This is a genomic window from Serratia sp. JSRIV004 (genome assembly GCF_019968705.1).
Taxonomy (GTDB): Bacteria; Pseudomonadota; Gammaproteobacteria; order Enterobacterales; family Enterobacteriaceae; genus Chania; species Chania fonticola_B.
This window is the reverse complement of the sequence record NZ_CP074140.1, coordinates 209277-234297: the sequence shown is the minus strand read 5'-3', so window position 1 is coordinate 234297 and position 25021 is coordinate 209277. Positions and strand designations below refer to the sequence as shown.

The following is a 25021-nucleotide window of genomic DNA, read 5'->3' as shown; positions in this document are numbered from 1 at the left end:
GCCAGTATCTGAGCGGATACGGCCTTTCAGGTTCGGTTTACAGCACTTTGGCGTCCGCTTTACTCTGCGGCAGACGACACCAGTTATTGCTCTCAACAATACCACCGTCTGGCGAGGTGTAACCCAGGCAGCCGAGGATAGAGTCAAACAGTTCTACGTGACGGTGCGGCTGGCCCACACGCTGTTGGGTCTGCAACTGCTCAAACGCACTCTTGTGCTGTGGGTCTTCGAGGTATTTATCGGAAGCCCAGACGATCATCGGCACACGGAACTGCTCCGGCGGGGCCATTTCACGCGGCGTACCATGCAGGTGCGAGTTTTCACCAATGGATTCGCCATGGTCGGCCGCGTAGAACACGATAGCCTTCTTATCGCGCACCTGGTCAATCACACTGTCGATAAAGGTATCGGTGTACAGCACCGAATTGTCATAGGCGTTAATCAAGCGCTCTTTGGAGCAGAACTCATCCACGCCCATGCATTCCGGCTGATAACGAGCAAAACTACGCGGATAGCGCTGTGAATAGAGGTAATGCGACCCTTTAGTATGCAGGATCACCAGATGCTTACCGTTGGGATGGCGGGCCAGCGACTCTTTCATCTCATCCACCAACAGCATATCGTCCACCGATTTACCGTCGTTACGCTTCTCTGAGGCGATCATTTCACGGAATGAATAATTATCTACATCAGTATTGTTGTAGAACCATACCTCGCTCTGCATCGCGAACAGTTCGGAACTGAAGCCCAGCTCTTTCAGTACGGCAAAGATATTCTGCTCTTTCAGGGTTCGCTGCGGGTTATCCGAGGTACCATGCTCGCGCACGAACATACAGCGCAACGAAAGCTTGGTAGAGGTATCACAAGATTCCCCACGAAATGCCACCAGGTTTTTCTCCTGCGACAGCTTTGGCGTGGTATCACGCTCATAGCCCAGGATGCCCATATGATCCCAGCGGGTGGTTTCACCGATGATAAACACCACGTAGGTGTCATCAATGCCCTCTGGCGCAACATAGGTAAAGTTCTTGCTGGGATCGAACATGTTGGCTGCATCCGAGCTTTCATCATAACGGGTATAGGCAAACAGCCCCAGCGCCGAAAGCCAGTTGGAAGGCAGATAAGAGTGCGCAACCACCCCCCCATAGCTCGGCAGATCGATATTGGTGATCTTTTCCTGTGCGCTTTGCTCTTTATCCAAGGTACGCAACGGCAGCCACACCAGCGCGACCACCGCCAACATGATCAACAGTGGCTTAATCCGCTGCCCTGGCGTTTTCATTTGTTCGATCAGGGTATCGCGCAGGTTATTGCTCCAGATGCACAACAGCGGCAAAGCGCTGACCACGATCATCCACAGCACAAAATTCAGCCCGACCACCTCTTTGGAGAGATCGATATCGGTGGTCATCACCGAAACGATAATCCCATAGCCAATCACCACGTTGAAGAACGTCATGTAGTAACTGGCAGCGACGGAGATCAATACCAGCAAAGAGGCGACGATGCGGTAAAACAGCCGGCCCCCGAGGGATACCAGCCGCATGATAAAGAAGGTGAACAGGACAATGGCAATGACTTCTGTCACCGCAGAAACCACCTTGATCCCCTGAATGCCGTGCGCAAAAGAATCAAAACGACGATAGAAAACGGAAAGGTTTAAAAAGATGCCGATATAGATCGCTAACAATAACGATAAATTCTGCTGTGATAGCGATTTAACTTTGTTCATGTAACGCAGTGGCTCCGGGCTTCAAGTTCTGAAACCATCAGACAGTCGATATGCCCTCAGGTTCAGCCGATGGGCAATAAGCATCATTCTGCAGAACAGAATCAAGAAAAATCTCAGTAAACGAGCATTTTTTGCCAATTTTGTGAGAAAAATAGCGGGGAGACAGGACTTGTGAATGGGGGAGCACTGTCCCCCTCTTTCACCGGTTATTGGCAGAGAACATTATTTAATGTTAAGGGTTACATCGATATTGCCGCGCGTGGCGTTGGAGTAGGGGCAGACCACATGGGCTTTCTTCACCAAGTCTTCCGCGACGCTACGCTCAACGCCCGGCAAGCTGATATCCAGTTGAACCTCAATGCCAAAACCGTTGGGGATCTCACCGATACCGACGGTGCCCTCGATGGAGGCTTCAGCAGGAATTTTCACTTTTTCCTTCGAGGCGACAAACTTCAGTGCCCCCAGGAAACAGGCCGAATAGCCCGCGGCAAACAGTTGCTCAGGGTTGGTAACCTCCCCACCGGCGCCGCCCATCTCTTTCGGCACGCCTAATTTCACGTCCAACACGCCGTCGGATGAGGTTGCACGGCCGTCTCGGCCACCGGTTGCCTTGGCATGGGCGCGATAAACCACTTTCTCAATAGACATAGATCGTTCCTTTTCGGGTTGGTGACCCGATCCAGTGTAGACCATTCTGCGCGTAGCCCAGGCTCGCACAACCGACGTTAAGCACGGTATGCTAAGTTCTATCTATCGGATGCCGCAGGGAAATCAAAGCATGACTGACACCTTGGCCGAACGCGCCCGCCGCTATGCCACCAAAGCGCATGGAGCGATCGATCAGCGCCGCAAATACACGAACGACCCGTATATTGTGCATCCGCAGGCAGTGATGGAGATTGTCAGCAGCGTGCCGCACAGCGAAGAGATGCTGGCTGCGGCCTGGTTGCATGACACCGTGGAAGATACCCCCTCTACGCTGGCCGATATCGAAAGCCATTTTGGCCTGCAGGTTGCCAGCCTGGTCGCTATGCTGACCAACGTCAGCGTCGGCAGCGCGGAAAATCGCTATCAACGCAAGAACCGCGATCGTCGCCACAGCGCCAATGCCTCCCCACAGGCCAAAACCATCAAGCTGGCCGATTTGATCGACAACACCCGTTCCCTGCTGCAATACGATAGCCACTTCGCCAAAACCTACCTGGTGGAAAAACAGCGCCTGCTGGAAGTGCTGACCGAAGGCGATCCACAGCTGTGGCGGCAGGCTAGCTATATCATCGAACAGGGCTTGCAGGCGCTGCAGCTGCCTCCGCATAACGTCCCGGCCCGTTGGTTTGACCATGCCCGGCAGCGATATCAGGCAAACGAGGTGACGTAAGCTTGAGATAGGTGGGAGACATAAGCACTGCTATGGCCCCTCACCCTAGCCCTCTCCCACAGGGAGAGCAGCTGTGTTTAAAGTCAACGGGTGATGATTAATTTGTCACCCATTTTTTATTATCCCGCAGCATCGCATTCAGGATGGTTAGCAGCTTTCTCACGCAGGCGGTTACCGCCACCTTGAACGGTTTTCCACGCCCTGTCAGGCGCTCGTAAAACTCCCGGATTGTCGGGTTGTACCGCACCGCTGACAAGGTCGCCATGTATAGCGCTGAACGCACCGCGCTTCGCCCTCCCCAGATACTTCGCTTCCCTTTCATTTTTCCACTGTCATGGGCATAGGGACACACGCCAACCAACGCGCTTATTTTGTGCCGATTCAGCCTCCCCAGCTCCGGCAACATCGCAAGAAGCACCGCCATCGTTGTCGGCCCGATACCTTTGACTTCCTCCAACAACGTCGCCTTTTCCCGCCACAGAGGCATCACTTTTATTTGCCTGTCGATATCGTCATCTGCATCCCGGATTTCAGCGGTCAGCCAGTCGATATGCCGCTTGATGCCCGCTGAGACCACCACGTCATCGCAGCTTTTATAGCGGTTTATCTCCATGGTCCTGTTATCGACCAGTTGGCGACGGCGGGTCACCATCCCGGCCAGACGCTGCGTCTGTTCATCCGGTGTGGGGCGGGCTTCGGGCTCCATTCTCCGGCCAAACTCGCAGATGATACGCGCATCATTCGGGTCGGTTTTGTACAGGGTCCCTAGCGCACGAGCGAAGTTTTTTACCTGGCGTGGATTGACCACGGCCACGGGTAACCCAGCCAACTCAAGCGTGGCGGCCAGTAATGAGTGATATCGGCCTGTCGCCTCCATCACGACAAGCTTGACGGTGATGGCAGAGAGCGAACTCAGCAACTGCTGATGGCCTTCCGGTGTGTTATCCAGATGCAGAAGCTGCCGAGTTGGGTCGATGTATACGTCAAAAGTGTCTTTGGCAATGTCGATACCGACGGTTGCATGTTCAGTCATTTCAAGTCTCCCGGCCTTGTAAGATACGGGCTGGCTGATGCCGCCCTGGCAGCTGTTCGGGTTAACAGGAAAACTGACGCCACGCCATAAGCTCTCCCACGGGCTTGTTGTCCCAGAGGGGAATCGGGCTGTAGCGTCAGGTACAACTCGGTTAAAGTCTACCCGCCTTTGGGCGGGTAATTAAAGTACCTTAAACATACAAGGGGACCGATCGAGTTGACTATCATTTGCAGAAATTACCTGGCCATTGCCCCCAATCAGATCCCTTTTAGGCAGGACAAAGCGATCGCAGCACCCGACCGCAACACCGGGGCAGCTCCCTCTCCCTGTGGGAGAGGGTTGGGGTGAGGGGCCTGTTTTCCTGAGTAATTACTTGATCTTCAAGCTGCTGCCGTTGCTGTGGATCACATCACGATACCAGTAGAAACTCTTCTTGCGGCGGCGCTCCAGGCTGCCCTTACCTGCATCATCGCGATCGACATAAATAAAGCCGTAGCGCTTCGCCATCTCCGCTTTGGAAGCACTGACAAGATCGATCGGCCCCCAACTGGTATAACCCATCACCTCAACTCCATCGTCGATCGCTTCCGCAACCTGCACCAGATGATCGTTGATATAGTCAATGCGGTAATCGTCGTTGATGCTGCCGTCGGCCTCGATGCGGTCTTTCGCCCCCAGGCCGTTCTCGACGATAAACAGCGGTTTCTGATAGCGGTCATACAGCACGTTGAGCAGATAGCGCAGCCCCACCGGGTCAATCTGCCAGCCCCATTCCGAGCTTGCCAGATGCGGGTTAGGCACCATGTTGAGGATATTGGCCCGGGCGGTCTGGTTCTTTTCTTCGTCGGTGGTGACACAGCCGCTCATATAGTAACTGAAGGAGATAAAGTCGACGGTTTCGCGCAGCGCCTGCTTGTCTTCCTCGGTGATCGTTACCTGAATGCCGTTCTCACGGAAGAAGCGCTTCATATAGGCCGGGTACGCACCGCGCACCTGCACGTCACCAAAGAACATCCAGTCGCGGTTCTGGCGCTGGGTTTCCAACAGGTCTTCCGGCTTGCAGCTCAGCGGATAAAGAATACCGCCCAGCAACATATTGCCGATCTTACCGTCCGGCACGATCTCATGGCAGGCTTTTACCGCCTTGGCGCTGGCTACCAACTGATGGTGGATCGCCTGGTAAATCTCGCTTTTGCTGCTGTCTTCCGGCAGACCCACGCCGGTGAACGGCGCATGCAGCGACATGTTGATCTCATTGAAGGTCAGCCAGTGTTTGACCTTGTGCTTGTAACGCTCGAACACCGTGCGGGCGTAACGCTCGAAGAACTCAATAAGTTGGCGATTGCCCCAACCGCCATACTTTTGCGTCAATGCATAGGGCATTTCGTAATGCGACAGGGTGATCAACGGCTGAATGCCGTATTTTGCCATCTCGTCGAACAGTCGATCATAAAATGCCAGCCCGGCTTCATTCGGCACTTCTTCGTCCCCTTGCGGGAAGATACGCGTCCAGGCGATCGAGGTACGCAGGCACTTGAAGCCCATCTCGGCAAACAACGCGATATCTTCAGGGTAACGGTGGTAGAAATCGATCGCCACATCCTTGATACCGCTGTCTCCGGCAACGCGCGGCGTCAGCCCACCAAAGATCCCTTGGGGTTGCAGATCTGACGTCGAAAGGCCTTTGCCATCCTCCAGATACGCGCCTTCTACCTGATTTGCCGCGACCGCGCCGCCCCATAGAAAATGCTGTGGAAATTTGCAACTCATCGCTTTCTCCTCAATAAACCTGATTAACGTAATAGTGTCAGCAGCGGTGCCTGTTCCTGCACCGGGCTTTGGCCGCTGGTGAGCACATCGACATAGTCGTCACTGTTGCTGATGATGATCGGCGTGGTGGTATCGAAACCTGCGGCACGGATCGCCTCTTGGTCAAACTCGATCAGCAGATCGCCCTGTTTAACGCGATCGCCCTCTTTGATGTGGGCGGTAAAATGCAGGCCGTTAAGCTTGACGGTATCGATACCCACGTGGATGAGCACCTCAGCCCCCTCATCCGATTCAATGCCGATGGCGTGCTTGGTTTTGAACAGCGATGCCACATAGCCATTGACTGGGGCCACCACACGGCCCTGGTGCGGCATAATGGCCACGCCTTTACCCAGCAGGCCGCTGGCAAAGGTGGCATCCTGAACCTGTTCCAACGGGATGATGTCGCCAGCAATCGGGCTGGTGACCTGCTGCTTGCGGTTGAGAGATGCCTGTGGAGCTGGGGCCGGGGCCGCTTCAGCCGGTTGTTCCGCTGGCGGTACGAGGCCGAACAGATAGCTGGCAATGGTCGCAAACACAAACGATACCAAGGTACCGGCAATCGCCCCCAGGACCGTCGCATCAAAGCCGCCCGCCGGAATGATCTGGGCAAAGGTGAAAATACTGACCAAACCAAACGAGTAGGTTGCCGTGTGGAAGTAACCGATCACCGCACCACCCAGCGCCCCGCCAATACAGCCGAAAATAAATGGCCGTTTGTTTGGCAGCGTGACCCCGTATACAGCAGGCTCAGTAATACCGAAGATACCGGCGGTAACGGCAGAGCCCGCCATCACCCGCAGCTTGGCATCGCGGGTACGCAGCATCACGCCCAACGTAGCCCCCACTTGCCCCATCACCGCAGGCAGCAGCAGTGGAGACAGAGTGTCACGGCCAAACACGCTCATATTGTTGAGCATCAGCGGTATCAGCCCCCAATGCAGGCCGAAGATCACACAGACCTGCCAGGCCGCGCCCATAAAGGCACCGGCCACGATCGGGTTGAAGGCATAGATAGCCTGATAGCCATTGGCCAACATCAGGCTCAGCCAGGTAGCCGCCGGGCCAATCAGCAGGAAGGTGAGCGGCACGGTGATCACCAGGCACATCAACGGCGTCACGAAATTACGCAGTGCGCTGTGCAACACGCGGTTAAATAGCGGCTCCAGGCGGCAGGATACCCAGGCGGCAAAAATGATCGGAATGACCGACGAGCTGTAGTTGATAAAGGTAATAGGGATGCCGAGGAAATACTCCGGCTGGGCACCCGGAAGCTGAGCCGCCTCAAAAGCCCCCATCATCAGCGGATGCGTCAACGCTCCACCAATAGCCATGGTGACAAAAACGTTACCGCCAAATTTCTTACCTGCGGTGTAACCCAGCATGATCGGTAAGAAATAGAACAGCGCGTCACTCGACGCAAACAGCAGCTTGTAGGTGCCGCTACTCTCCAACAGCCAACCACAGGCCAGGCTCAACGCCAGGAAGCCCTTCAGGATCCCCGAAGCCGCCATCACACCAAGCAACGGGGTAAAAATGCCGGAAACCACGTCGATAAAGCGGCTGAGCAGGTTTTCCTGTTTATCTTCTTGTGCATTGGCGGGCGTTTCCTCACCCGCACCAAGCTGCGCATTCAAGGCGTTATAAACCTCCCCGACGTGGTTACCTACCACCACCTGGAACTGGCCACCGCTTTCCACGACCATGATGACGCCCGGATTTTTCTTCAGCGCCTCCGCATCCGCCTTACCGTGTTCTTGCAGTTTAAAACGCAGGCGGGTGGCGCAATGCACCAGGCTTTTCACATTGTCGCGGCCACCGACGCCGGCCAAGATCTCACTGGCTAATTCCTGATATTTCATGGTTGCATCCTTAACGCTTAACCTTGCTGCTCCCCAGCCACGGCGATGGCCAATCGTCGTGGAGGAATTCAGCGCAAAAAAAAACCTAAACCTCGCGGCCTCTGATCCCAACATGGGGAAACAGAAACTCGAGGTTTAGGTTTTGCCTGCCAAAGCAGTGACAATCCTAAATCGGTTGAGCTATGACGGTAACATTCTGTTTTTCAGTGCGGCAAGGCTTTCCGCCACAAAGTTGCCGAAGTGTGATCCGGTAGACAAAATCCCCTGTCATCCCTTCAGCACTTTTGTAGCGCTACCCAGCCACAAAAACATTACATAATTTAACCTATTTCCGGAGTGTAATTTACAGTAAAGACATGTCTTAACACGCAACAAAACATAATCAATAAAGACTAAAACCATTAAATAACATCGAATTACGATTTATTTTCGACCTGTTTGTTTCATCGATCTTATCATTATACTCATTTTTGAGTAGCCTAAAAACCCTCTTAAAACCCGTATAAATACTAAGTAAAATCTTAATTAGCCCAGAAAACACATCAGAAGTACTAACTAAAGATGGACAAATATAGTTCGGAGTATTATTACTAGACTCCAGAAAATTTGTTTTAGGGAACGTAGTCGCCATGGCATTACGTACAGAGCTTGGGCGGGTGTTGATTACCGGTGCCGGTGGCCGAGTGGCTACCGTGTTCAGGCAGTTCGCTGGCCATCGTTACGATTTTCGCCTGGCGGAAAAAAAAGCTGGCCTGATCTCTCATTTGCGGCCCAATGACGAGGTACTGACGTTCGATATCACCGATATCGACGCTTGCCGGGCAGCCTGCGTCAACATCGATACCGTGCTGCATTTGGCTGCCGATCCTTCGGCGGATGCCGATTTCTGTTCTTCACTGATGAACAACAACATCCTTGGTACATTCAACATCTTCCGGGCAGCGAAAGACGCAGGCTGCCAACGCGTGGTGTTTGCCAGCAGTGCACAAGCGGTGGAAGGCTATCCATTGGATTACCAGGTGCGCCCGGACGATGCGCCGAAGCCGAAGAATATGTACGGGGCCAGCAAGGCGTTTGGCGAAGGGATCGCCGCCTATTTTGCCCATCAGGAGGGGCTTTCTGCACTGTCGGTGCGGATTGCCAACTTCACGACGTTGGAAGCGGGGCAACAGATCAGCGCGCGGGATATGAGCGCCTTCCTGAGCCACCGGGATGCCGCCGATCTGCTCGATCGCTGCATCCGCGTTACCAACGTGCAGCATGCGGTGGTGCATGGCATCTCTAACAATCGCTATAAGCGACTGTCGTTAGAGGAGACCACGCGACTGCTGGATTACTACCCCGAGGACGATGCGTTTACCCTGCTCGGGTTTAGCTGAGTGGGCGCAGTACGCTGCGCCTCTGCGTTGTGAGCCCGGTGAGGAAATGTCTGCCGTTCACCACATTACGGCTTTTCAGCAATCTTGCGTAGGTACTCGTTATTTTTGAAGGCGATGATCACCATTTCAAAACAGACACGGGTAAAGACACCGCCAATGATCATGGCCAGTAGCCCACGGAAAAACTCACCATAGAACATCGACCCGATGCCACCGACCAGGATGCCCAGCAGGCAAAGCCAATAAACGCCGGTAATGATTTTCGGCGTCAGCATCGCATCAAAAAAGAAAATATTTTTCATTGTGTATCCCTTCATTCGTTAAGGTTGACCATTCCTGAGCGGCAAAGTGCCCTCAAGCTGGAATTAAGTATACTGGCCAAAGATGACAAAAGGTAAGAAGATGTGATGGATTGTTATCCCTACGTTTAAGGGCGTAGCGATGCTCAAATCTGATGTTACCTGGGAAAACTCCCGAGCCAGGTCAGATGAGCTACCCTTTCTGAATGCTAATCTGCCAGCGAGCATCAGCAGGAATGGGCAAGGTTTACCGGTGGTAGCTAGATTGCTGGTTTTCATAGCCCTTGAACCCCATATGCTTTAATGGGGTGACATGCCCGTCACTAGGGTTAGCGCCACCGCCGCAGGCTTGGCTGGCAAAAATTCAACCTGCGGGGGAGTTCTGCTATCATCCACAGGATTGGGGGGAATGCCCTGTGTTGCACAGTAGAGGTATGATTTAAAAATGGATACAGAGGCAAGTCGGACAACGCAAGTTTTGTCGGTTTTTGATTTTGACGGAACGCTGACTCACCACGACAGTTTTATCCCATTCCTGCGTTTCGCTTTTGGCCGGCGCGTATTTGCCCGTCGCTTATTGCGGCTGGCGCAGCCTGCATTTAAGCATATGCGCAAAAAACTCACCCGCGACGAGCTAAAAGAAACCCTGATTAAGGTTTTCCTGACCGGGGTTGATGAGCACTGGTTCCGCCAGCAGGCGGAAGCCTTTTGTTCGGCCTATTGGACCAAGCTGATGCGCCCTTCCGGGCTGATTGCGGTTGCCATGGAGGTCAGCTCCGGCGCTGAAGTCACGATTTGTTCTGCTTCACCAGCCCTGGTGCTACAGCCGTTTGCCGATCGTTTGGGCATCAAGCTGATTGGTACTCAGTTGGAAGTGGTCGACGGTAAACTCACCGGGCGCATCACCGGCCATAACTGCCGCTGTGGGCAGAAGGTTGAACGCCTGGAAAGTATCTACGGCCCATTGGGGAACTATCATCTCAGAGCCTGGGGCGATACCCGTGGGGACTACGAACTGTTGGCGGCTGCCCAGGATGCGCACTGGCGGCATTTCCATCCGGCCTGGTCAAAGCGCCGCTCTGCGATCAAAAGGTTGCGCGTGGCGGAGCCTAATGTCATCGGCAAGACGAACCAACAACGGTAACCATTACCAGCCCCAGCAACACTATTTCCCCCTAGCCCTTCCCTTGTGGGAGAAGGGCCAGGGCTCATGGCTACACAATAATCCGGTCCGCCTTGGCCGCGTCATACCACTCTTTAAACTCTTCCAGCAGCAGATCGTACAAACGGTCTTCCTTCATCGTGGCAAAGTCGTCAATCGCGAAGAAGTTGGTGTTATCCACCCGGCGATCGGTGAAGGTATCCAGCTTTTCCAGCACGCCGTAATTCGAGCCACCCAGGCCGACAAACTTCCAGAAAATCGGATAATTGGCCGAACGCTTGATCGCCTCTTTGATCTGGCGCGTTTTGCTGATGCCACCGTCGGTAATAAACACCACATACACCGGCATATCGCTATGCTTAAACGTATCGATCAGCTCCTCCATCACCGGCGGCTCATTATTGGTGCCACCCAGTTTTGGCAGGATCTCCCACATTGAGCGCTTGCCGCTGCCCTGGATCGCCTTGATATAGCCATCAAGATTATCCAGCGTCACATCGGGATATTTGGCATGTTTTTCGGCAAAGCCCCAGACGTCCATCGAGCCGTCATCATCAAACTGTACGGCCAGCACGGCGATGCGATCCAGTACCGCCTGCACATTGCCCTTTTTGAACTGCCCGCTCATCGATCCTGAAGCATCCAGCACGAACGCAACCTTGGCTTTTAGCGACTGCAGATTGAATTTAGCCAGGCTGACGGTGACGTTCTTCGCCAGGCTCACCAAATGCGGGGCTTTATCCTGCAGTTTTTTCTCTAGGCTGACGGTCGGCGGCGGAGTAGCAGGCGCCGCTGGCTGAGCCACATCAACGCCATAGTTTAACGCCAGCGGCTCCAGGCCACCGTTAAACCCTTGCCCCAGTGCGCGCAGCTTCCAGTTACCAGCATGGCGATAAATTTCAGCGACAATCAGCGCCTTCTCCTGACGACCCGGGGTTTCTACGCTGTATTGGGCAACGTTCTGCGCATCCATTTTCAGGTGTTGCAGCCCAGAGATCGCGTCCAAGCCATCAATCACCAAAGTGATGGCAATTTTGCTAACATCGGCGTCAATTTTGCTTAGATCTAACGAGAGGGTGCTGCTTTGGTGGGTGGTTTGTAAAACGACGCTGCGGTTGGGGGTAGCGGTTTGATTGAAGAAGATAAAATCGGCATCGCCACGGACTTTGCCCTCGGCATTCAGCAGGAATACTGCGGTATCAGGCTCACTCTTAAAACCAGGGTTGGCGGGATACTGCAGGGTCAGGTTGAGCTGGGTGCCATTGACCACCAGATTCTGGCCGGACTGTAAAATCATCAGGATAACCTCCTGTTAAAATAGCTTTTCCATAACGGGGATATTGATGGTGGGACTGGGCAAGGGGAGCGTGTAATCCCCCTCACCCCAACCCTCTCCCACAGGGAGAGGGAGCTGATGCGGAGCCATAATCAGATGCAGGGGTTAATCTGTAGCCCCTGACCTCGGTTCTCACACTGGCAACGAGCCTATCTTAGATATTCACGCCATGCTGTGAAGCCAGAGCGGACAGGCCACCGGCAAAACCTTGGCCTACTGCCTTGAATTTCCACTCGGCACCGTTGCGATACAGCTCGCCGAACACCATCGCGGTTTCGGTAGAGGCATCTTCAGACAGGTCGAAGCGGGCGATTTCGGTGCCGTTATCGTTGTTGAAGATACGCATGTAGCTGTTGCTGACCATGCCAAAGTTCTGTTTACGCGCTTCGGCATCATAGATGGTCACGGCGAAAACCAGTTTCTTGACTTCAGCAGGCACTTTGCTCAGCTCAATTTTGACCTGCTCATCGTCGCCATCGCCTTCACCGGTGCGGTTGTCGCCCTGGTGCTCAACGGAACCACAGGCACTCTTCTTGTTGTTGAAGAAGATAAAGCTGCTGTCGCCCAGCACCTTACCGTCATCACCAACCATAAATACGGAGGCGTCCAGGTCAAACCCTTGGCCATCGGTGACACGCGCATCCCAACCTAAGCCAGCCATGGCAATGTTCATGGTTGGTGCTTCTTTGGTCAGGGATACGTTACCGCCTTTTACGAGAGAAACTGCCATTTTAAAGCTCCTGCTTTGTAGGGGATGATACGGGCAGTAGTGTACTGCCCGTCATATTAACTAGCTTATCGATCAGGACGCGTTGATGCCGTACTGAGCACACACGGAAGCCAAGCCACCGGCATAACCCTGACCTACCGCGCGGAATTTCCACTCGGCGTTGTTGCGATACAGCTCACCAAACAGCATGGCGGTTTCGGTGGACGCATCTTCTGTCAGGTCGTAACGGGCCACTTCGGTCTGGTTGTCATCGTTCACCAAACGGATAAAGGCACCGGATACCTGGCCGAAGCTCTGACGACGAGCCTGCGCATCGTGGATAGTGACCACAAACACGATTTTGTCGACATCCGCTGGGATCATATCCAGTTTGATTTTCAGAGATTCGTCATCACCGTCGCCTTCACCCGTACGGTTGTCACCGGTATGGGTAACGGAACCGTCAGAAGAAGTCAGGTTGTTATAAAAAATGAAGTCAGCATCACCGCGCACTTTCCCGTTTGCGGCCAGCAGGAATGCAGAGGCATCCAGGTCAAAGTCTTGACCATCGGTGGAGCGTGCGTCCCAACCCAGACCAATCAACACATTCTTCATGGTTGGGGCTGCTTTACTCAGGGAAACATTACCGCCTTTAGATAAAGAAACACTCATTGTTCTAACCTCTCAAAAAAGTAAACTCATGCGAATTGATTTCAGCTGGATAGGAGATCAGCTCTCCTTTTTCTCCTCGGCGTCGGGTTTGCCTGGGAACATGACGCTCGCGATAATACCCACCGCAAGAACGCCCAGCACGACAAACAGGCTCGCCGTTGCTGAAATGCTGTACCCATGATGCCAGATGTGGTCGGTGGCATTAAGACCCAGTTTCACCGCAATGAAGAACAGCAACACAATAACGGCTTTTTCCAGATGCGTCAGGTACTGCTTCAGGGCTTCCAGCACAAAATACAACGTACGCAGGCCGAGGATGGCGAACATCATGGCGCTGTAGACAATCAGCGGCTCACGGCTCACGGCGATGATGGCCGGTACCGAGTCAAACGCAAACATCACGTCGGAAAGCTCAACCACAGCCACACACAGCATCAGCGGTGTAGCGTACCGCCAGGCTTTGGCACCACGGCCAATCGTCACATCTTTGTTTTCCGGTTTAGCCAACTCTTCATCAACTTCTTTCTGGCTTAACAGGAAAGCGTGGCCCCGCAGTTTCGGCCAAATCGGGAAGAACCGTTTCACCATGCGGTACGCCAAGTGCTGCGAGTAGTCTTCGATCTCATCACCGTCATCGCCGCTGCGCAACATCATCACCGCCGTCCAGGCCACGATCAGCGCAAAGACAATTTCAACGTATGGCCCGAGGCTGAGCAAACCGGTACCGATGGCAACGAAGATGCCGCGGAACACGATAGCCCCGATAATGCCCCAGTAGAGCACGCGGTGACGGAAACGATCCGGCACGGCAAACCAGGAGAAGATCGCCATCATGACAAACAGGTTATCAACCGACAGCACTTTCTCTAAGGCATAACCGGTGACAAACAGGCTGGCCACTTCGGCGCCGTGGTGGATATACAGGAAACCGGCAAAGGCCATCGCTATGGCAACCCAGAACACAGACCATAGGGCTGCGCTCTTCAGCGAAATAGGCTTGTCATCGCGGTGCATAAACAAGTCGATAAAAATGGCCCCGACAGCCAATACAATGAAAACAATGACGGTTTCGGTCGGGAAGCCGATGTGCGTGGATACCATATTAACCTTCTGAAGATATTACATTAAAGACCGAATTCGGCCGCATCAAAGCCCAGAGCAGCCACGATTTCGCGTACCGCTTTTTGCTCATCCTGGTCGAAGTCACCGTCGCTTTTGGCTACGGCAATACCCACACGGATGGCCAGTTGGGCCGCTTCCGGCTGATCTTTCAGCGCCAGGATGTACTTCATGGTTTCGCCTTTGCCGATTTCGACATCGAACTCGAAGCTGGCGATCAGCTTGTTAAAGAATTCGATGACTTCAGAAGTCTCGAACACTTTCAGCTCATCAGATGCCTGGAGGAACCCAATCATCTTCTGTTTTTCTTCAGTGCTGACACCGCCGCTGGCCACGGAGATACGGGCACACACGGCCACGGTACCCTGCATGAACTTTTTATTCTTGAAACGGCTGACCTGCTTGGTCAGTTCGTCGCGGCTGGCATTGAATGCCCCTTTAACCTTGTTGAAAAAACTCATGGTGAAATCCTCTGTGAAATTGATTACTTTGACCCTGCTCTCCAGCTGAAACCCCAGCCGAAAGCCTGATCCATGTCACTGTGACCGTTAAAGAAGCGGTTAACACGCTCAACCTTGATGCTACCGTTCTCGTTAACCAGGCGCGCAATGGCGCACATGTTGCGGTTGTTCTGGCCTTCCGACATGCGGGTTTCAATCGGTGGCTGATCTGGCACATGCAATGTCACCACGCCGTCCGTTTTATCCCAGCTCGCGACCCCTTCGTAGATGAAGGCATAAACCAGCACTTCGCGGATATGTTTCCATTCGCGCCCGTTGATGTGCAGCCATTCGCCGTCCGAGATATCACCGGTGCGGTCATCGCCTTGCAGTTGGACAAACGGCTCGCGGTTGTAGTCACCAAAACGCTTACCGAGCGCCTGGATCACCGTTTTTTCCCCGTTGGCCATTTCAACAAACGCCCCGAGATCGAGATCGACGCCCTTGTTCGAACTGAACATCGCCCGTAAACCCGTCGGGCCGCTGCCGCGATGCCAGTTCAGGTTGATACGGATTTCCCCAAAGTTATCCCGCTTGGTCAGGCTGATAGCCGGTTTTTCTTTGGTCAACGACACTTTGCTCAGGCTGATTTTAGCTGGCTCCGGCGTTGGGGCCGGTGCAGGCGTTGGCGCAGGAGCCGCTGCCGGGGCAGGAGAATCCGCCACATCCACACCAAAATGCTCAGCCAGCGGTTTCAGCCCGCCGTTGAAGCCCTGAGCGATAAAGCGGAACTTCCATTCGCTGTTGCGACGGTAAAGCTCACCCAGGATCAATGCGGCTTCCTGGCGGCCATTCAGCTCAACAGTGCCCACCAGCAGTACTTCGTTATCCGCTTCAATCTGGATCAGCAAACGTTGCAGGCCCGCGACGGTCTGAGCCCCTTCACAGGTCACCGTAAAGGCGACTTTCTGCACGTCTGGGTGCAAGCGGCTGACGTCTACCGCGAAGTTGGCGTTATGACCTTCATTGGTCAAAGACACCGTGGCGTCATCGCTATTGGGCTGACCATAAAAGATCATGTCCGCGTCGCCTTTCACTTTGCCATCGGCATACAGGCGGAAAGCGGAGGCATCAACCGGTGCGCCGGACAGCACGCGAACCTTCAGTAATTTAGATGGAACTGGGGCATTGGCCCCCGGAGTCATATTCATTAGCGCACCACGGTAGCTTTGATGTCTGCATGCATGTCATCAATGGTTCTGCCACTGCAGGCTTTGCCATGCGCGGTAAAATCCCACTGGCCATTGTTACGACGAAGTGAAGCAATCACGATACCGGTATGAGCGCCCTGCTCTTTCAGCTCATAACGTGCCAGCTCCTTTTTGGCCTGATCGACCACGCGGCAAAACGCGTTTTCCACATCGTTGAACGACTGCCCACGGAAGCTGTTGACGGTAAAGGCCAGGTATTCCACCTGAGCAGGCAGCTTTGCCAGCTCGACCAGGATGACTTCGTCATCGCCATCACCTTCACCGGTCAGGTTGTCGCCGCTGTGCACCACAGCGCCGCAGCGAGACTTAAGCTGGCGGAACCAGATTGTGTCGAGGGTATTGCCATCTTTATCCAGCAATACGCAGCCAGCATCGAGATCGATGGCATCACTGCCGCCGCCGAACATCTTGCTCAACAGGCCGCCTTTCTTCTTGATCGGATCCCACCCCAGGCCGAAGTGCAGCTGGTTGATGGCAGATGACTGCTTGCTGAGCGAAACGGTCTGGTTCTTGGTTAATGACACCATGGTTTAAGTTCCTTCAAGTTGGTATTGAAAACAGTGATTTTTTTACACCAAATTCCATGAGTAAAAAATCATATCATGATGTTGTTCTTGCACAACCCATTTTTGATGCCCAACGGCTTTATTTTAGTTAATTCGATGTTTTAAATGGATTTATTTTTTTCACGCTTGGTAACAACTTGGCTATAACATTCATTTTATGTGACTTTTTCACGTATATTTTCACTTCCAGACTGACATCATGTTATGATTGACATCGCCATTGGGTGGCCTCACCCCACAGCGATCCTTTTAACCATCAAGCCTTGAACGGTAAAATCAAAAAATGACACTCAAAATGTGGCTTATGGAAGGTTTATCTTCCCAGCGGGATATTATTCAGGGCATCGTTTCATTGGTGAAAGCCAAGCAAACTGCCGTGACGGTGGTTGCCTCACACCGTAATGAACGTAACGAGATCCTCTCCCAGGCAGACGTCGCCTTGTTCGAACCGAAAGAAGACGAACAGCGGCTACCCTTCATTCTGTCTACGGTGGAACAGTGCGGCATCAATGCCATCCACACGGGCCGTAACACGCAGTGGTTCGAAGCTCATCGCCAACAGATCGAGGCTGCCGGTGTCACACTGACCACCGGTGCCACCAGCCAGGCGATGTTTGAGCTGGCCGATGACAAAGTGGCATTTGCCCAGGCCATGGAGCGACATGGCTTGCCGGTCGTCCCCTCTCTGCGCATTGAGTCGGTGGCCGAGCTGCGCGATCTGATTAGCCGTTCCCCTTTCTCTGGCGCGCAGCTGTGCGTCAAACCGGTGAAGGGTATTTATGGCATGGGATTTTGGCGTTTTGATGAAAGCGTAGGCCCGATGGCCGCCTTTACCCATCCGGAAAACCGCAAAGTGAACCCACAGCGCTACCTCAGCGCGCTGGCAGACGCTGGCGAGTTTGAGCCATTGGTGCTGATGCCTTACCTGCCTGGCCCTGAATACTCCGTCGACATGTTGGTTGATCGGGGCACCGTGCTGGCTGCCGTCGCACGTAGAAAAGAAGGGGCGCTGCAATATCTGGAAAACCACGGCGAGGCGTTTGAACTGGCTAAAGCCTGTGCTACCGCGATGCAGGCCGATGGCCTGGTCAACGTGCAAACCCGCAACGACACCAGCGGGCGCCCGGTACTGCTGGAAATCAACCTGCGCCCGTCTGGTGGTATCGGCTATACCCGTTTTAGCGGCGTCAATCTGCCGGGCCTGTTCGCCCTGTATAAGCTTGGCGTAATGAGCCAGCAGCAAGTGATTGATGAGGCTAAATCTGCATTCTCCCCAGCGATCGTCCGTTCTATTACCGATGTCGTCAGATATCACCCCGAGCTCGACAACCTGCTGGTGAAGGACTAACCCATGCTAAATACCTATTCCCGCACGCTGTCCTGCGGCACGCTGAAAGTAACCCCAACGGGCGGCACGATCGCGCTGGATGAGCTGTTTGACGTAGCCGAAAGGCGCAACCCGAAACGCGCGTTTCTGTTCGTCAGCAAAGTGTTGGGCCGCCATATTCCGGTGAAGCCGAGCGTCATGCGCGCCGTCTATCAGCAATTGGCCGCGTTGTTCCCGGCCTGCGATCAAGGCCCGGTGCTGTTTATCGGCATGGCGGAAACCGCCGTCGGATTCGGTGCAGGTGTGTTTGACGAAGTCCGGGGCAGCGTTAGCGACCCGGTATACCTCACCTCCACCCGCCATCCGGTAGAGGGGGGTGAGCTGCTGTGCGAATTCAAAGAAAATCACAGCCATGCCACCGACCACCTGCTTTATCTGCCACAGGATGCCGAACTACGCCGCCGCGTGCTGGAAGCCAAAACCGTGGTGCTGATCGACGATGAGGCCACCACCGGCAACACCTTCATCAACCTGCTCCAGGCTTTACAGCAGGATGCCGGGTTACACAACATTGCCCGCGCCATCACCGTCACGCTGACCGACTGGAGCGGCGATGCGCTCGCCCAACGCAGCCCAATCCCGATCCAGTATGTGTCACTGGTTCAGGGTGACTGGCACTGGGAAAAAAATCCCGATGCTCCGGTGCCGGTGATGCCCGCAGTCAACGTTACCGCCACCGGCAGCGTGCCGATCACCGGTAAACAAAGCTGGGGCCGCTTGGGCATCTCATCGCCAAGTGCGGATCTGGGGCGCGATATTCAGACGCATCCAGGGGAGAAATTGCTGGTGCTGGGCAGCAGCGAGTTTGTCTGGGAGCCCTTCCTGCTGGCTGAACGCCTGGAAAAACAAGGGGCCGAGGTTAAATTCAGCTCCACCACCCGTTCGCCGATTGCCACCGGGTTCGCCATCCAGTCCGCCATCGCCTTTGGCGATAACTATGGGCTCGGCATCCCCAACTTTGTCTACAACGTGGCCCACCAGCAGTTTGACCGGATCCTGTTGTGTATCGAAACCCCTGCGGCAAGCGTTGATCCCGCGTTAATTGAGGCGTTAAAACAGGTCGCCCCAACCGTTGAGGTCGTAAGCTATGAATAAGCCGGTCATTTTCTCCGATCTGGACGACACCCTGTTCCAGACGCGCCGCAAGATGGTCGATGAGCTCGACCTTGCCCCGTATCGCACCGGTGCCTTGGATCGCAGCCTGGAACCCCGCAGCTTTATGACCGAAGAACAGTCAATGCTGGTGGACTGGATGCTGGAACATGCGGAGCTGATCCCGGTCACCGCGCGTGGAACCGAAGAGATTGCCCGGGTGAGTATCCCGTTCAAGTCATGGGCGGTTACCACACACGGTGCAGTGATCCTCACCCCGCAGGGGCAGCCAGACCCGGCATGGCAGGCGCTGATGCTGGAAAAACTGCAACCTTATGCCGCTGACCTGCTGGCGATGCAGCGCAAGATCACCGAGCTGATGGCCGAACGCAACATCAATGGCTGGGCGCGTATCAACTATGAATACGGCGACACGCCGGTCTATCTGGTGATGAAGCACCGCGACAGCACCCGCCTGGACGAGCTTTACGCCATCGCCGATGAGATTGAGCAGCTATTCCCCACTGAAGGCTATTACGTCCACCGTAACAGCAACAACGTTGCCTGGTTGCCGACCGTGGTAGAGAAAGGGCTGGCCGTCACCTTCTTGCTGGAAAAACTGCGCCTTGAACGCGGCGTGTTCCCGGTTATCGGGTTGGGCGACAGCCTCAGCGATCATCGTTTTATGAAGCTTTGCACCTGGTTTGGCCTGCCGCGCCAGAGCCAGTTTGCCGAAGCGATCTCCCGCCATATTTTCGGAGAGCAGTAATATGTCTGATTTTGTGCCCTTTTCCGGCTCATACCTGCCCGAGGACGTTCACTTTCTGCTGCAACCGGTAGAAATGGAAATGACGCCGGTCGATCAGAAAGAACAGCTGATCCAGTCCGGTGCCCGTCACTACTCGGAGATGTTGAGCCAGGAACCGGAGCCGACCCCTTCACACCTCGACCTGTTTGCCCGCGCACTCGATCAGGGTGCAGGACGCCTGGCAAAAGAAGTCTCGATGCTGGCCCTTGCGCTGATTGAGCGGTTCGGCGATACGCCGATAGTTCTGGCCAGCCTGGTGCGTGCCGGGGTTCCTCTAGGGGTGATGCTCCAGCAAACGCTGCGGGCCATGGGTAAAGAGTCGTATCACTACGGCATCAGCATCATTCGTGACCGGGGCATTGACTCGGTCGCGCTCGACTGGATTGAAGCGCGTCACGGCACCGAAGGGATAGTCTTTGTCGATGGCTGGACGGGCAAAGGAGCCATTACCGGCGAACTGATCCGCTCCCTCAACAACCGGCCTGGCTATCCTGCCCAGCCCCGCCTGGTGGTGCTTGCCGACCCGTGTGGGTGTTCGTGGCTGGCCGCCAGCGACGACGACTGGCTGATCCCGTTTGGCATTATGGGCGCGCCGGTTTCCGGCATGATTTCACGCTCCATCTGGTCAAACGAAGGCCTGCACGGCTGCGTACAGTGCGATCATCTCGCCCAGTTTGAATGCAGCCGTCTGCTGGTAGATACCGTGGCGCAGTATCGCGCGACGCTAGACACAGCAGCGCTTGAGCCCTGCACACAGAATGCAGAGAGAAAGGCTTACCTGAAACAACAAAGTGAGAGGGTGGTTAACCACCTCGCCGAAAAATATCAGGTTGCCAGCATTAACCGAATTAAACCAGGGATCGCAGAGGCTACGCGCGCTGTGCTACGCAGAGTACCGGATCACGTCTTGGTCCGTGCGGTAGACGATCCCGACGTCGCGCTGCTGATCTATCTGGCACGCGAAAAGGGGCTGACCATTACCGAAGTCGGTGATGAGATCGGGCAGTACCGTGCGGTGACCATTATCAAGAAGGTGCTCTAATGAACCAACGTCTTTCCCCTTGGCGGCTGGGTGCTTCACTCTATATGCCCGCCACCAGAACGGATATCGCCGAGACGATCCTCAATAACAAGATCGCCGGTTTACGCTCTCTGATCGTCTGCCTGGAAGACGCGGTCAGCGACGAAGATCTTCCCCAGGCGCTGGACAACCTGCGCGAACTCACCCAGACGTTGGCCCAAGCCAAGGCAGCGGAGGGCAATGACCACTGGCCACTGGTGTTCGTGCGGCCACGTCATAAAGAAATGGGTAAACAGCTGCTGGCGAGCATGGATTTCAGCGCGGTGGACGGCTTGGTACTGCCCAAATTCACGCTGGCTTCGCTGCCTTACTGGTGGAACATGATGCAGGACTCGCACCTGTGCATGATGCCCACGCTCGAGACAGAAGAAGTGTTTGATGTAGTGCAAATGCGTGAGTTAGCCAACACCCTGCATCACCACCCGTGCTATCGGCGCATCATCGCCCTGCGTATCGGTGGCAACGATCTGATGAACGTGGTGGCACTCAGAAGGCCGCGCAACCTGACGCTGTATGACGGCCCGATGGGCTATGTGATAAAAATGCTGGTTGCCGTGTTTTCCCCGCGTGATTTCGCCCTGACGGCACCGGTTTGCGAGCATATTGACGATCATCAGATTATGGATAGGGAATTGGCGCTCGATATCGCCCATGGCCTGGTCGGCAAGACGGCGATCCACCCGAATCAGATCGGCAAGATCGAAAAGGCGCTGATGGTGCAGGCCAACGATCATACCGATGCGCTGCGGATCCTCAACTCCTCACAGGCGGTGTTTAAATCGCAGGGAACCATGTGCGAACCGGCAACCCATCGCCGCTGGGCGTCAGAAATTCTGGCGCGTGCTCAGGTATATGGAATTGCCAACGAGTCATCTCAGGAAAGCCACCGGTTTAGCATCAACGCAGGCAGTCATTAATCATGCAACTCAATACGCGACAGGCACGGATCTATAAGCTGGCCATTTTACTCAGTGCGGGTAAACCCGTATCCGCTGACAAGATCATCACCGAGTTAAACTGCTCGGGGCCAACCCTGACACGCGTGCTTAAGGAACTGAGAGAGTCCTACGAGGCGGAGATCAAATACCGCAAGGCCACCCATTCCTATCAGTTGACGCAACCTGGGCATCTGGACAAGAAGAACTTTCGCCGTATGCAGGATGCGTTAGCGGCCAATTCTGAGCTGAAAACCGGTGAAGTCATCAGCCGTGTCTATCTGGATAAAGAGAAGAAGAAAGCCGTGTCGCTGTCATTAAAAATGTCGGTGCTACGCAAAATCGATCGCTTATCCAGAGTGACGGAAACGACCCGCAGCGAAGCGGTGGATATGATTGTTGAGCGCTGTATCGACGACCTGGTGCGCAGCATTCAGGCCAGCAAGCAAAAACCGTAATACCTTCCCCTCACCCTAACCCTCTCCCACAGGGAGAGGGGACCGACCGAGTAGATCTGAAAGCTCGGTAACGCACCTTGGGCAAGGGGACGATCGAGTTCACTGAGGCTCCCCACTTCCAGAAACAGCACAGACTAATCCACAACGCAGGACAGCTCCCTCTCCCTGTGGAAAAGTGCTACAACTCAACGACATCCTCTCTATCAGCCCTGTTACAGATCAATTCCCGCCCACGACCACGACTCCACGCTGGCTCCCTCTCCCTGTGGAAAAGAGGACGGTCCGTGCTACAACTCAACGGCATCCTCTCTATCAGCCCTGTTAAAGATCAACTCCCGCCCACGACCACGACTCCGCGCTGGCTCCCTCTCCCTGTGGGAGAGGGTCGGGGTGAGGGGATAAAGCGATCGCAAAATCAACAAATCTACTCCTGCAAACATGGGTATTTCTGTTGAGATAACGACCAGAACACTTATTATGTAAACTCGGCACTCAATAAGGGAATACGATGAGAAGACTTCCGGTCTATCTGCTACTTGATACTTCGGGCTCCATGACGGGCGAACCCATTGAAGCGGTCAAAAATGGGGTGCAAACGCTGCTTTCCACCCTGCGACAAGATCCCTACGCCCTTGAAACCGCCTATGTTTCCGTGATCACCTTCGATTCTTCCGCACGCCAGGCTGTGCCCCTTACCGATCTGCTGAGCTTCAAGCTGCCAGAACTGGTCGCCAGCGGCACTACCGCGCTGGGTGAGGCACTCTCACTGGTCGCCACCAGCATCAGCAACGAAGTGCAGAAAACCACCGCCGAGACCAAAGGCGATTGGCGCCCGCTGGTGTTCATCATGACCGATGGCTCACCCACGGATGACTGGCGCAAAGGCGTCAGCGACTTTAAAGCCGCCAGAACCGGCGTGGTCGTTGCCTGTGCCGCTGGCCACAGCGCCGAAACCAAAGTACTGCAGGAAATCACCGAGATCGTCCTCCAGCTGGATACGGCTGACTCCACCTCGATCAAAGCCTTCTTTAAATGGGTGTCGGCCAGCATCTCCGTCGGCAGCCAGAAAGTCGAGTCAGGCAAAAAGGAAGTTATTGGCCTGGACGATTTACCGCCACCACCACCCGAAGTTAACGTTGTTCTATAAAATATTTTCAAGGAGATTTTATGTCAGTCAGTTTGCGTAAAGGACAAAGCGTCAGCCTGCGTAAAAACGAACACGACCTTTCCTCAGTCACCATTGGGCTCGGCTGGGATATCAATGAAGAGAAGAAAGGTTTGCTGGGTGGTCTGTTTGGCAAGAAAGAGCCGGAGTATGATCTCGACGTTATCGCCTTCCTGTGTAATGCCCAAGGCAAAGTCGCCGACCTGGGCGATGTGGAAAACGGCCGGCCTTCGCTGGTTAACGGAGACATCATTTTCTTCAACAGCCAGCGCCATAAGTCTGGCCACATCTGGCTGACCGGCGATAACCGCACCGGCGCGGGTGACGGTGATGACGAGCAGATTATCGCCCAGTTGAACTCCCTCGATCCCAAGTACGAAAAAATCGTCTTCATCGTGCAGATCTATAACGGCCAGGAGCTGAAGCAGCACTTCGGCAAGGTGCAAAACGCCTTTATCCGCGCGGTGGATGCCAAAAACGTGGAAATGGCGCGTTTCGATCTTTCGGGCGGGGCCGCCTTTGATGGCCAGCGTTCCATGCTGTTTGCCGAGTTGGTACGTGAAAGCACCGGCTGGAAGCTGAACGCCATTGGCGAACCTTCCGAGTCCGACTCCTTCGTGTCCCACTTGAAGAACTACCTGCAATGAGAAGATTACCCGTTTACCTGCTGATTGATACCTCCGGGTCGATGCGCGGGGAATCTATCCATGCCGTTAACGTGGGCATTCAGTCAATGATGAGCGCGCTGCGCCAGGACCCGTATGCGCTGGAAAGCGTGCATATCTCCATCATCACCTTTGATAACGAAGCCCGTGAGTTTATCCCGCTAACCTCATTGGAAGAGTTCCAGTTCTCCGACATTGTCGTCCCCAGCGCGGGTGGCACCTTCACCGGGGCCGCGCTTGAGTGCCTGATCAAATGTGTCGATCGGGATATCCACCGCTCCGATGGCGATCAGAAAGGCGATTGGCGGCCACTGGTATTCCTGATGACCGATGGCACCCCGTCAGACAGCTATGCCTATGGCGAGGCGATCAAAGAAGTCAAAAAACGTTCCTTCGGCTCCATTATCGCCTGTGCGGTCGGGCCGAAGGCCAAGCATGAACACCTCAAGCAACTGACCTCTCAGGTTGTGGCCCTCGAAACTCTGGATTCAACGGCCTTTTCCGGCTTCTTCAAATGGGTGTCGGCCAGCGTCGCGTCAGGCAGTTCCAGTGCGGGTGTTAACGCCGGGCAGGATAACCTCCCGCCACCACCACCGGAAATACAGCTGGTTCTGTAGCCAACAGGCAAAGCCTCTACCCGGAGCTTTGCCTGTTTTTTCATTG

At 54.5% G+C, this 25021-nt stretch carries 25 protein-coding genes; 12 read left to right on the top strand and 13 right to left on the bottom strand.

Annotated features, from left to right (window positions below; all coding sequences use genetic code 11):
- Positions 1–37: 37 nt before the first annotated feature.
- On the bottom strand, positions 38–1732 hold the full coding sequence (gene eptB / locus KGP21_RS01010) for a kdo(2)-lipid A phosphoethanolamine 7''-transferase (protein WP_094982243.1): 1695 nt from the start codon (positions 1730–1732) through the stop codon (positions 38–40).
- Between the two features lie 222 nt (positions 1733–1954).
- Positions 1955–2380 carry an organic hydroperoxide resistance protein gene (locus KGP21_RS01005; protein WP_024486966.1) on the bottom strand — a complete coding sequence of 142 codons (426 nt, stop codon included), beginning with the start codon at positions 2378–2380 and terminating at the stop codon, positions 1955–1957.
- A 130-nt stretch (positions 2381–2510) separates the two neighbouring features.
- Here KGP21_RS01005 and KGP21_RS01000 point away from each other — a divergent pair, with 130 nt between their 5' ends.
- Positions 2511–3110, top strand: coding sequence for an HD domain-containing protein (locus tag KGP21_RS01000; protein WP_021807723.1), 600 nt, complete (start codon positions 2511–2513; stop codon positions 3108–3110).
- 97 nt (positions 3111–3207) lie between these two features.
- Here the strand turns inward: KGP21_RS01000 and KGP21_RS00995 are convergent, their stop codons facing one another.
- From KGP21_RS00995 to bglF, 3 genes are all read right to left on the bottom strand, one after another.
- Positions 3208–4143, bottom strand: coding sequence for an IS110 family transposase (locus tag KGP21_RS00995; RefSeq protein WP_059199132.1), 936 nt, complete (start codon positions 4141–4143; stop codon positions 3208–3210).
- A gap of 369 nt (positions 4144–4512) precedes the next feature.
- Complete coding sequence (locus tag KGP21_RS00990) at positions 4513–5913, bottom strand: glycoside hydrolase family 1 protein (protein WP_179249313.1); 1401 nt, start codon at positions 5911–5913, stop codon at positions 4513–4515.
- A 23-nt stretch (positions 5914–5936) separates the two neighbouring features.
- Entirely contained in the window at positions 5937–7814 is a 1878-nt protein-coding gene (gene bglF, locus KGP21_RS00985; protein ID WP_094983250.1) for a PTS beta-glucoside transporter subunit IIABC, read from the bottom strand.
- A gap of 629 nt (positions 7815–8443) precedes the next feature.
- Between bglF and KGP21_RS00980 the strand changes: the two genes are divergently transcribed.
- Positions 8444–9193, top strand: coding sequence for an NAD(P)-dependent oxidoreductase (locus tag KGP21_RS00980; protein WP_179253824.1), 750 nt, complete (start codon positions 8444–8446; stop codon positions 9191–9193).
- A 65-nt stretch (positions 9194–9258) separates the two neighbouring features.
- Here KGP21_RS00980 and KGP21_RS00975 read toward each other — a convergent pair whose 3' ends face one another.
- Positions 9259–9495, bottom strand: coding sequence for a DUF4282 domain-containing protein (locus tag KGP21_RS00975; RefSeq protein WP_021807719.1), 237 nt, complete (start codon positions 9493–9495; stop codon positions 9259–9261).
- Positions 9496–9937: 442 nt separating this feature from the next.
- Between KGP21_RS00975 and KGP21_RS00970 the strand changes: the two genes are divergently transcribed.
- Positions 9938–10636 (top strand): HAD family hydrolase, encoded by a 699-nt coding sequence (locus KGP21_RS00970; RefSeq protein WP_037376573.1) that lies wholly within the window; start codon positions 9938–9940, stop codon positions 10634–10636.
- Between the two features lie 70 nt (positions 10637–10706).
- On the opposite strand, the gene KGP21_RS00965 is transcribed toward KGP21_RS00970, so the two are convergent.
- From KGP21_RS00965 to KGP21_RS00935, 7 genes are all read right to left on the bottom strand, one after another.
- Positions 10707–11951 (bottom strand): VWA domain-containing protein, encoded by a 1245-nt coding sequence (locus tag KGP21_RS00965; protein ID WP_223536953.1) that lies wholly within the window; start codon positions 11949–11951, stop codon positions 10707–10709.
- Positions 11952–12144: 193 nt separating this feature from the next.
- A complete protein-coding gene (locus KGP21_RS00960; RefSeq protein WP_021807716.1) occupies positions 12145–12720 on the bottom strand; it encodes a TerD family protein in 576 nt (191 codons plus the stop codon).
- 72 nt (positions 12721–12792) lie between these two features.
- On the bottom strand, positions 12793–13371 hold the full coding sequence (gene terD, locus KGP21_RS00955) for a tellurium resistance membrane protein TerD (RefSeq protein WP_021807715.1): 579 nt from the start codon (positions 13369–13371) through the stop codon (positions 12793–12795).
- Between the two features lie 57 nt (positions 13372–13428).
- Positions 13429–14472: a TerC/Alx family metal homeostasis membrane protein gene (locus tag KGP21_RS00950; protein WP_021807714.1), complete on the bottom strand. Its 1044-nt coding sequence runs from the start codon at positions 14470–14472 to the stop codon at positions 13429–13431.
- A 23-nt stretch (positions 14473–14495) separates the two neighbouring features.
- The gene (locus KGP21_RS00945) at positions 14496–14951 is read right to left on the bottom strand and encodes a tellurite resistance TerB family protein (RefSeq protein ID WP_059199156.1); all 456 of its coding nucleotides are present in this window, start codon (positions 14949–14951) and stop codon (positions 14496–14498) included.
- 23 nt (positions 14952–14974) lie between these two features.
- Entirely contained in the window at positions 14975–16141 is a 1167-nt protein-coding gene (locus KGP21_RS00940) for a TerD family protein (RefSeq protein WP_021807712.1), read from the bottom strand.
- Entirely contained in the window at positions 16141–16728 is a 588-nt protein-coding gene (locus KGP21_RS00935) for a TerD family protein (RefSeq protein ID WP_021181601.1), read from the bottom strand. Before KGP21_RS00935 ends, KGP21_RS00940 begins: the two co-directional genes overlap by 1 nt.
- A gap of 322 nt (positions 16729–17050) precedes the next feature.
- Here KGP21_RS00935 and KGP21_RS00930 point away from each other — a divergent pair, with 322 nt between their 5' ends.
- The 9 genes from KGP21_RS00930 to KGP21_RS00890 all read left to right on the top strand — a co-directional run bounded on the left by KGP21_RS00930 (position 17051) and on the right by KGP21_RS00890 (position 24975).
- Entirely contained in the window at positions 17051–18115 is a 1065-nt protein-coding gene (locus KGP21_RS00930) for an ATP-grasp domain-containing protein (RefSeq protein ID WP_037376572.1), read from the top strand.
- Positions 18116–18118: 3 nt separating this feature from the next.
- On the top strand, positions 18119–19249 hold the full coding sequence (locus KGP21_RS00925) for a phosphoribosyltransferase domain-containing protein (RefSeq protein ID WP_179249318.1): 1131 nt from the start codon (positions 18119–18121) through the stop codon (positions 19247–19249).
- On the top strand, positions 19242–20015 hold the full coding sequence (locus KGP21_RS00920) for a hypothetical protein (RefSeq protein WP_059199160.1): 774 nt from the start codon (positions 19242–19244) through the stop codon (positions 20013–20015). The genes KGP21_RS00925 and KGP21_RS00920 overlap by 8 nt, the downstream gene beginning before the upstream one ends.
- A 1-nt stretch (position 20016) precedes the next feature.
- Positions 20017–21096 (top strand): cysteine protease StiP family protein, encoded by a 1080-nt coding sequence (locus KGP21_RS00915; protein ID WP_021807708.1) that lies wholly within the window; start codon positions 20017–20019, stop codon positions 21094–21096.
- Positions 21096–22052: an HpcH/HpaI aldolase/citrate lyase family protein gene (locus KGP21_RS00910; protein WP_021807707.1), complete on the top strand. Its 957-nt coding sequence runs from the start codon at positions 21096–21098 to the stop codon at positions 22050–22052. Before KGP21_RS00915 ends, KGP21_RS00910 begins: the two co-directional genes overlap by 1 nt.
- A 2-nt stretch (positions 22053–22054) precedes the next feature.
- Positions 22055–22528, top strand: a complete 474-nt coding sequence (locus KGP21_RS00905) for an HTH domain-containing protein (RefSeq protein ID WP_223536952.1) — start codon at positions 22055–22057, stop codon at positions 22526–22528.
- Between the two features lie 508 nt (positions 22529–23036).
- Positions 23037–23675 carry a VWA domain-containing protein gene (locus KGP21_RS00900; RefSeq protein WP_021807361.1) on the top strand — a complete coding sequence of 213 codons (639 nt, stop codon included), beginning with the start codon at positions 23037–23039 and terminating at the stop codon, positions 23673–23675.
- Between the two features lie 20 nt (positions 23676–23695).
- A complete protein-coding gene (locus KGP21_RS00895) occupies positions 23696–24340 on the top strand; it encodes a TerD family protein (RefSeq protein ID WP_021181609.1) in 645 nt (214 codons plus the stop codon).
- On the top strand, positions 24337–24975 hold the full coding sequence (locus KGP21_RS00890) for a VWA domain-containing protein (RefSeq protein WP_021807360.1): 639 nt from the start codon (positions 24337–24339) through the stop codon (positions 24973–24975). The genes KGP21_RS00895 and KGP21_RS00890 overlap by 4 nt, the downstream gene beginning before the upstream one ends.
- Positions 24976–25021 lie beyond the last annotated feature (46 nt).

Bases quoted from the DNA above. Each gene is read 5' to 3' on its own strand.
- KGP21_RS00965 (WP_223536953.1), bottom strand. From the start codon at position 11,951: ATGATTTTACAGTCCGGCCAGAATCTGGTGGTCAATGGCACCCAGCTC.
- KGP21_RS00930 (WP_037376572.1), top strand. From the start codon at position 17,051: ATGACACTCAAAATGTGGCTTATGGAAGGTTTATCTTCCCAGCGGGAT.
- KGP21_RS00910 (WP_021807707.1), top strand. From the start codon at position 21,096: ATGAACCAACGTCTTTCCCCTTGGCGGCTGGGTGCTTCACTCTATATG.
- KGP21_RS00895 (WP_021181609.1), top strand. From the start codon at position 23,696: ATGTCAGTCAGTTTGCGTAAAGGACAAAGCGTCAGCCTGCGTAAAAAC.
- KGP21_RS00925 (WP_179249318.1), top strand. From the start codon at position 18,119: ATGCTAAATACCTATTCCCGCACGCTGTCCTGCGGCACGCTGAAAGTA.
- terD (WP_021807715.1), bottom strand. From the start codon at position 13,371: ATGAGTGTTTCTTTATCTAAAGGCGGTAATGTTTCCCTGAGTAAAGCA.
- KGP21_RS00975 (WP_021807719.1), bottom strand. From the start codon at position 9,495: ATGAAAAATATTTTCTTTTTTGATGCGATGCTGACGCCGAAAATCATT.
- KGP21_RS00995 (WP_059199132.1), bottom strand. From the start codon at position 4,143: ATGACTGAACATGCAACCGTCGGTATCGACATTGCCAAAGACACTTTT.
- KGP21_RS00980 (WP_179253824.1), top strand. From the start codon at position 8,444: ATGGCATTACGTACAGAGCTTGGGCGGGTGTTGATTACCGGTGCCGGT.
- KGP21_RS00915 (WP_021807708.1), top strand. From the start codon at position 20,017: ATGTCTGATTTTGTGCCCTTTTCCGGCTCATACCTGCCCGAGGACGTT.
- KGP21_RS00990 (WP_179249313.1), bottom strand. From the start codon at position 5,913: ATGAGTTGCAAATTTCCACAGCATTTTCTATGGGGCGGCGCGGTCGCG.
- eptB (WP_094982243.1), bottom strand. From the start codon at position 1,732: ATGAACAAAGTTAAATCGCTATCACAGCAGAATTTATCGTTATTGTTA.
- KGP21_RS00920 (WP_059199160.1), top strand. From the start codon at position 19,242: ATGAATAAGCCGGTCATTTTCTCCGATCTGGACGACACCCTGTTCCAG.
- KGP21_RS00900 (WP_021807361.1), top strand. From the start codon at position 23,037: ATGAGAAGACTTCCGGTCTATCTGCTACTTGATACTTCGGGCTCCATG.
- KGP21_RS00935 (WP_021181601.1), bottom strand. From the start codon at position 16,728: ATGGTGTCATTAACCAAGAACCAGACCGTTTCGCTCAGCAAGCAGTCA.
- KGP21_RS00905 (WP_223536952.1), top strand. From the start codon at position 22,055: ATGCAACTCAATACGCGACAGGCACGGATCTATAAGCTGGCCATTTTA.
- bglF (WP_094983250.1), bottom strand. From the start codon at position 7,814: ATGAAATATCAGGAATTAGCCAGTGAGATCTTGGCCGGCGTCGGTGGC.
- KGP21_RS00890 (WP_021807360.1), top strand. From the start codon at position 24,337: ATGAGAAGATTACCCGTTTACCTGCTGATTGATACCTCCGGGTCGATG.
- KGP21_RS00970 (WP_037376573.1), top strand. From the start codon at position 9,938: ATGGATACAGAGGCAAGTCGGACAACGCAAGTTTTGTCGGTTTTTGAT.
- KGP21_RS01000 (WP_021807723.1), top strand. From the start codon at position 2,511: ATGACTGACACCTTGGCCGAACGCGCCCGCCGCTATGCCACCAAAGCG.
- KGP21_RS00945 (WP_059199156.1), bottom strand. From the start codon at position 14,951: ATGAGTTTTTTCAACAAGGTTAAAGGGGCATTCAATGCCAGCCGCGAC.
- KGP21_RS00960 (WP_021807716.1), bottom strand. From the start codon at position 12,720: ATGGCAGTTTCTCTCGTAAAAGGCGGTAACGTATCCCTGACCAAAGAA.
- KGP21_RS01005 (WP_024486966.1), bottom strand. From the start codon at position 2,380: ATGTCTATTGAGAAAGTGGTTTATCGCGCCCATGCCAAGGCAACCGGT.
- KGP21_RS00950 (WP_021807714.1), bottom strand. From the start codon at position 14,472: ATGGTATCCACGCACATCGGCTTCCCGACCGAAACCGTCATTGTTTTC.
- KGP21_RS00940 (WP_021807712.1), bottom strand. From the start codon at position 16,141: ATGAATATGACTCCGGGGGCCAATGCCCCAGTTCCATCTAAATTACTG.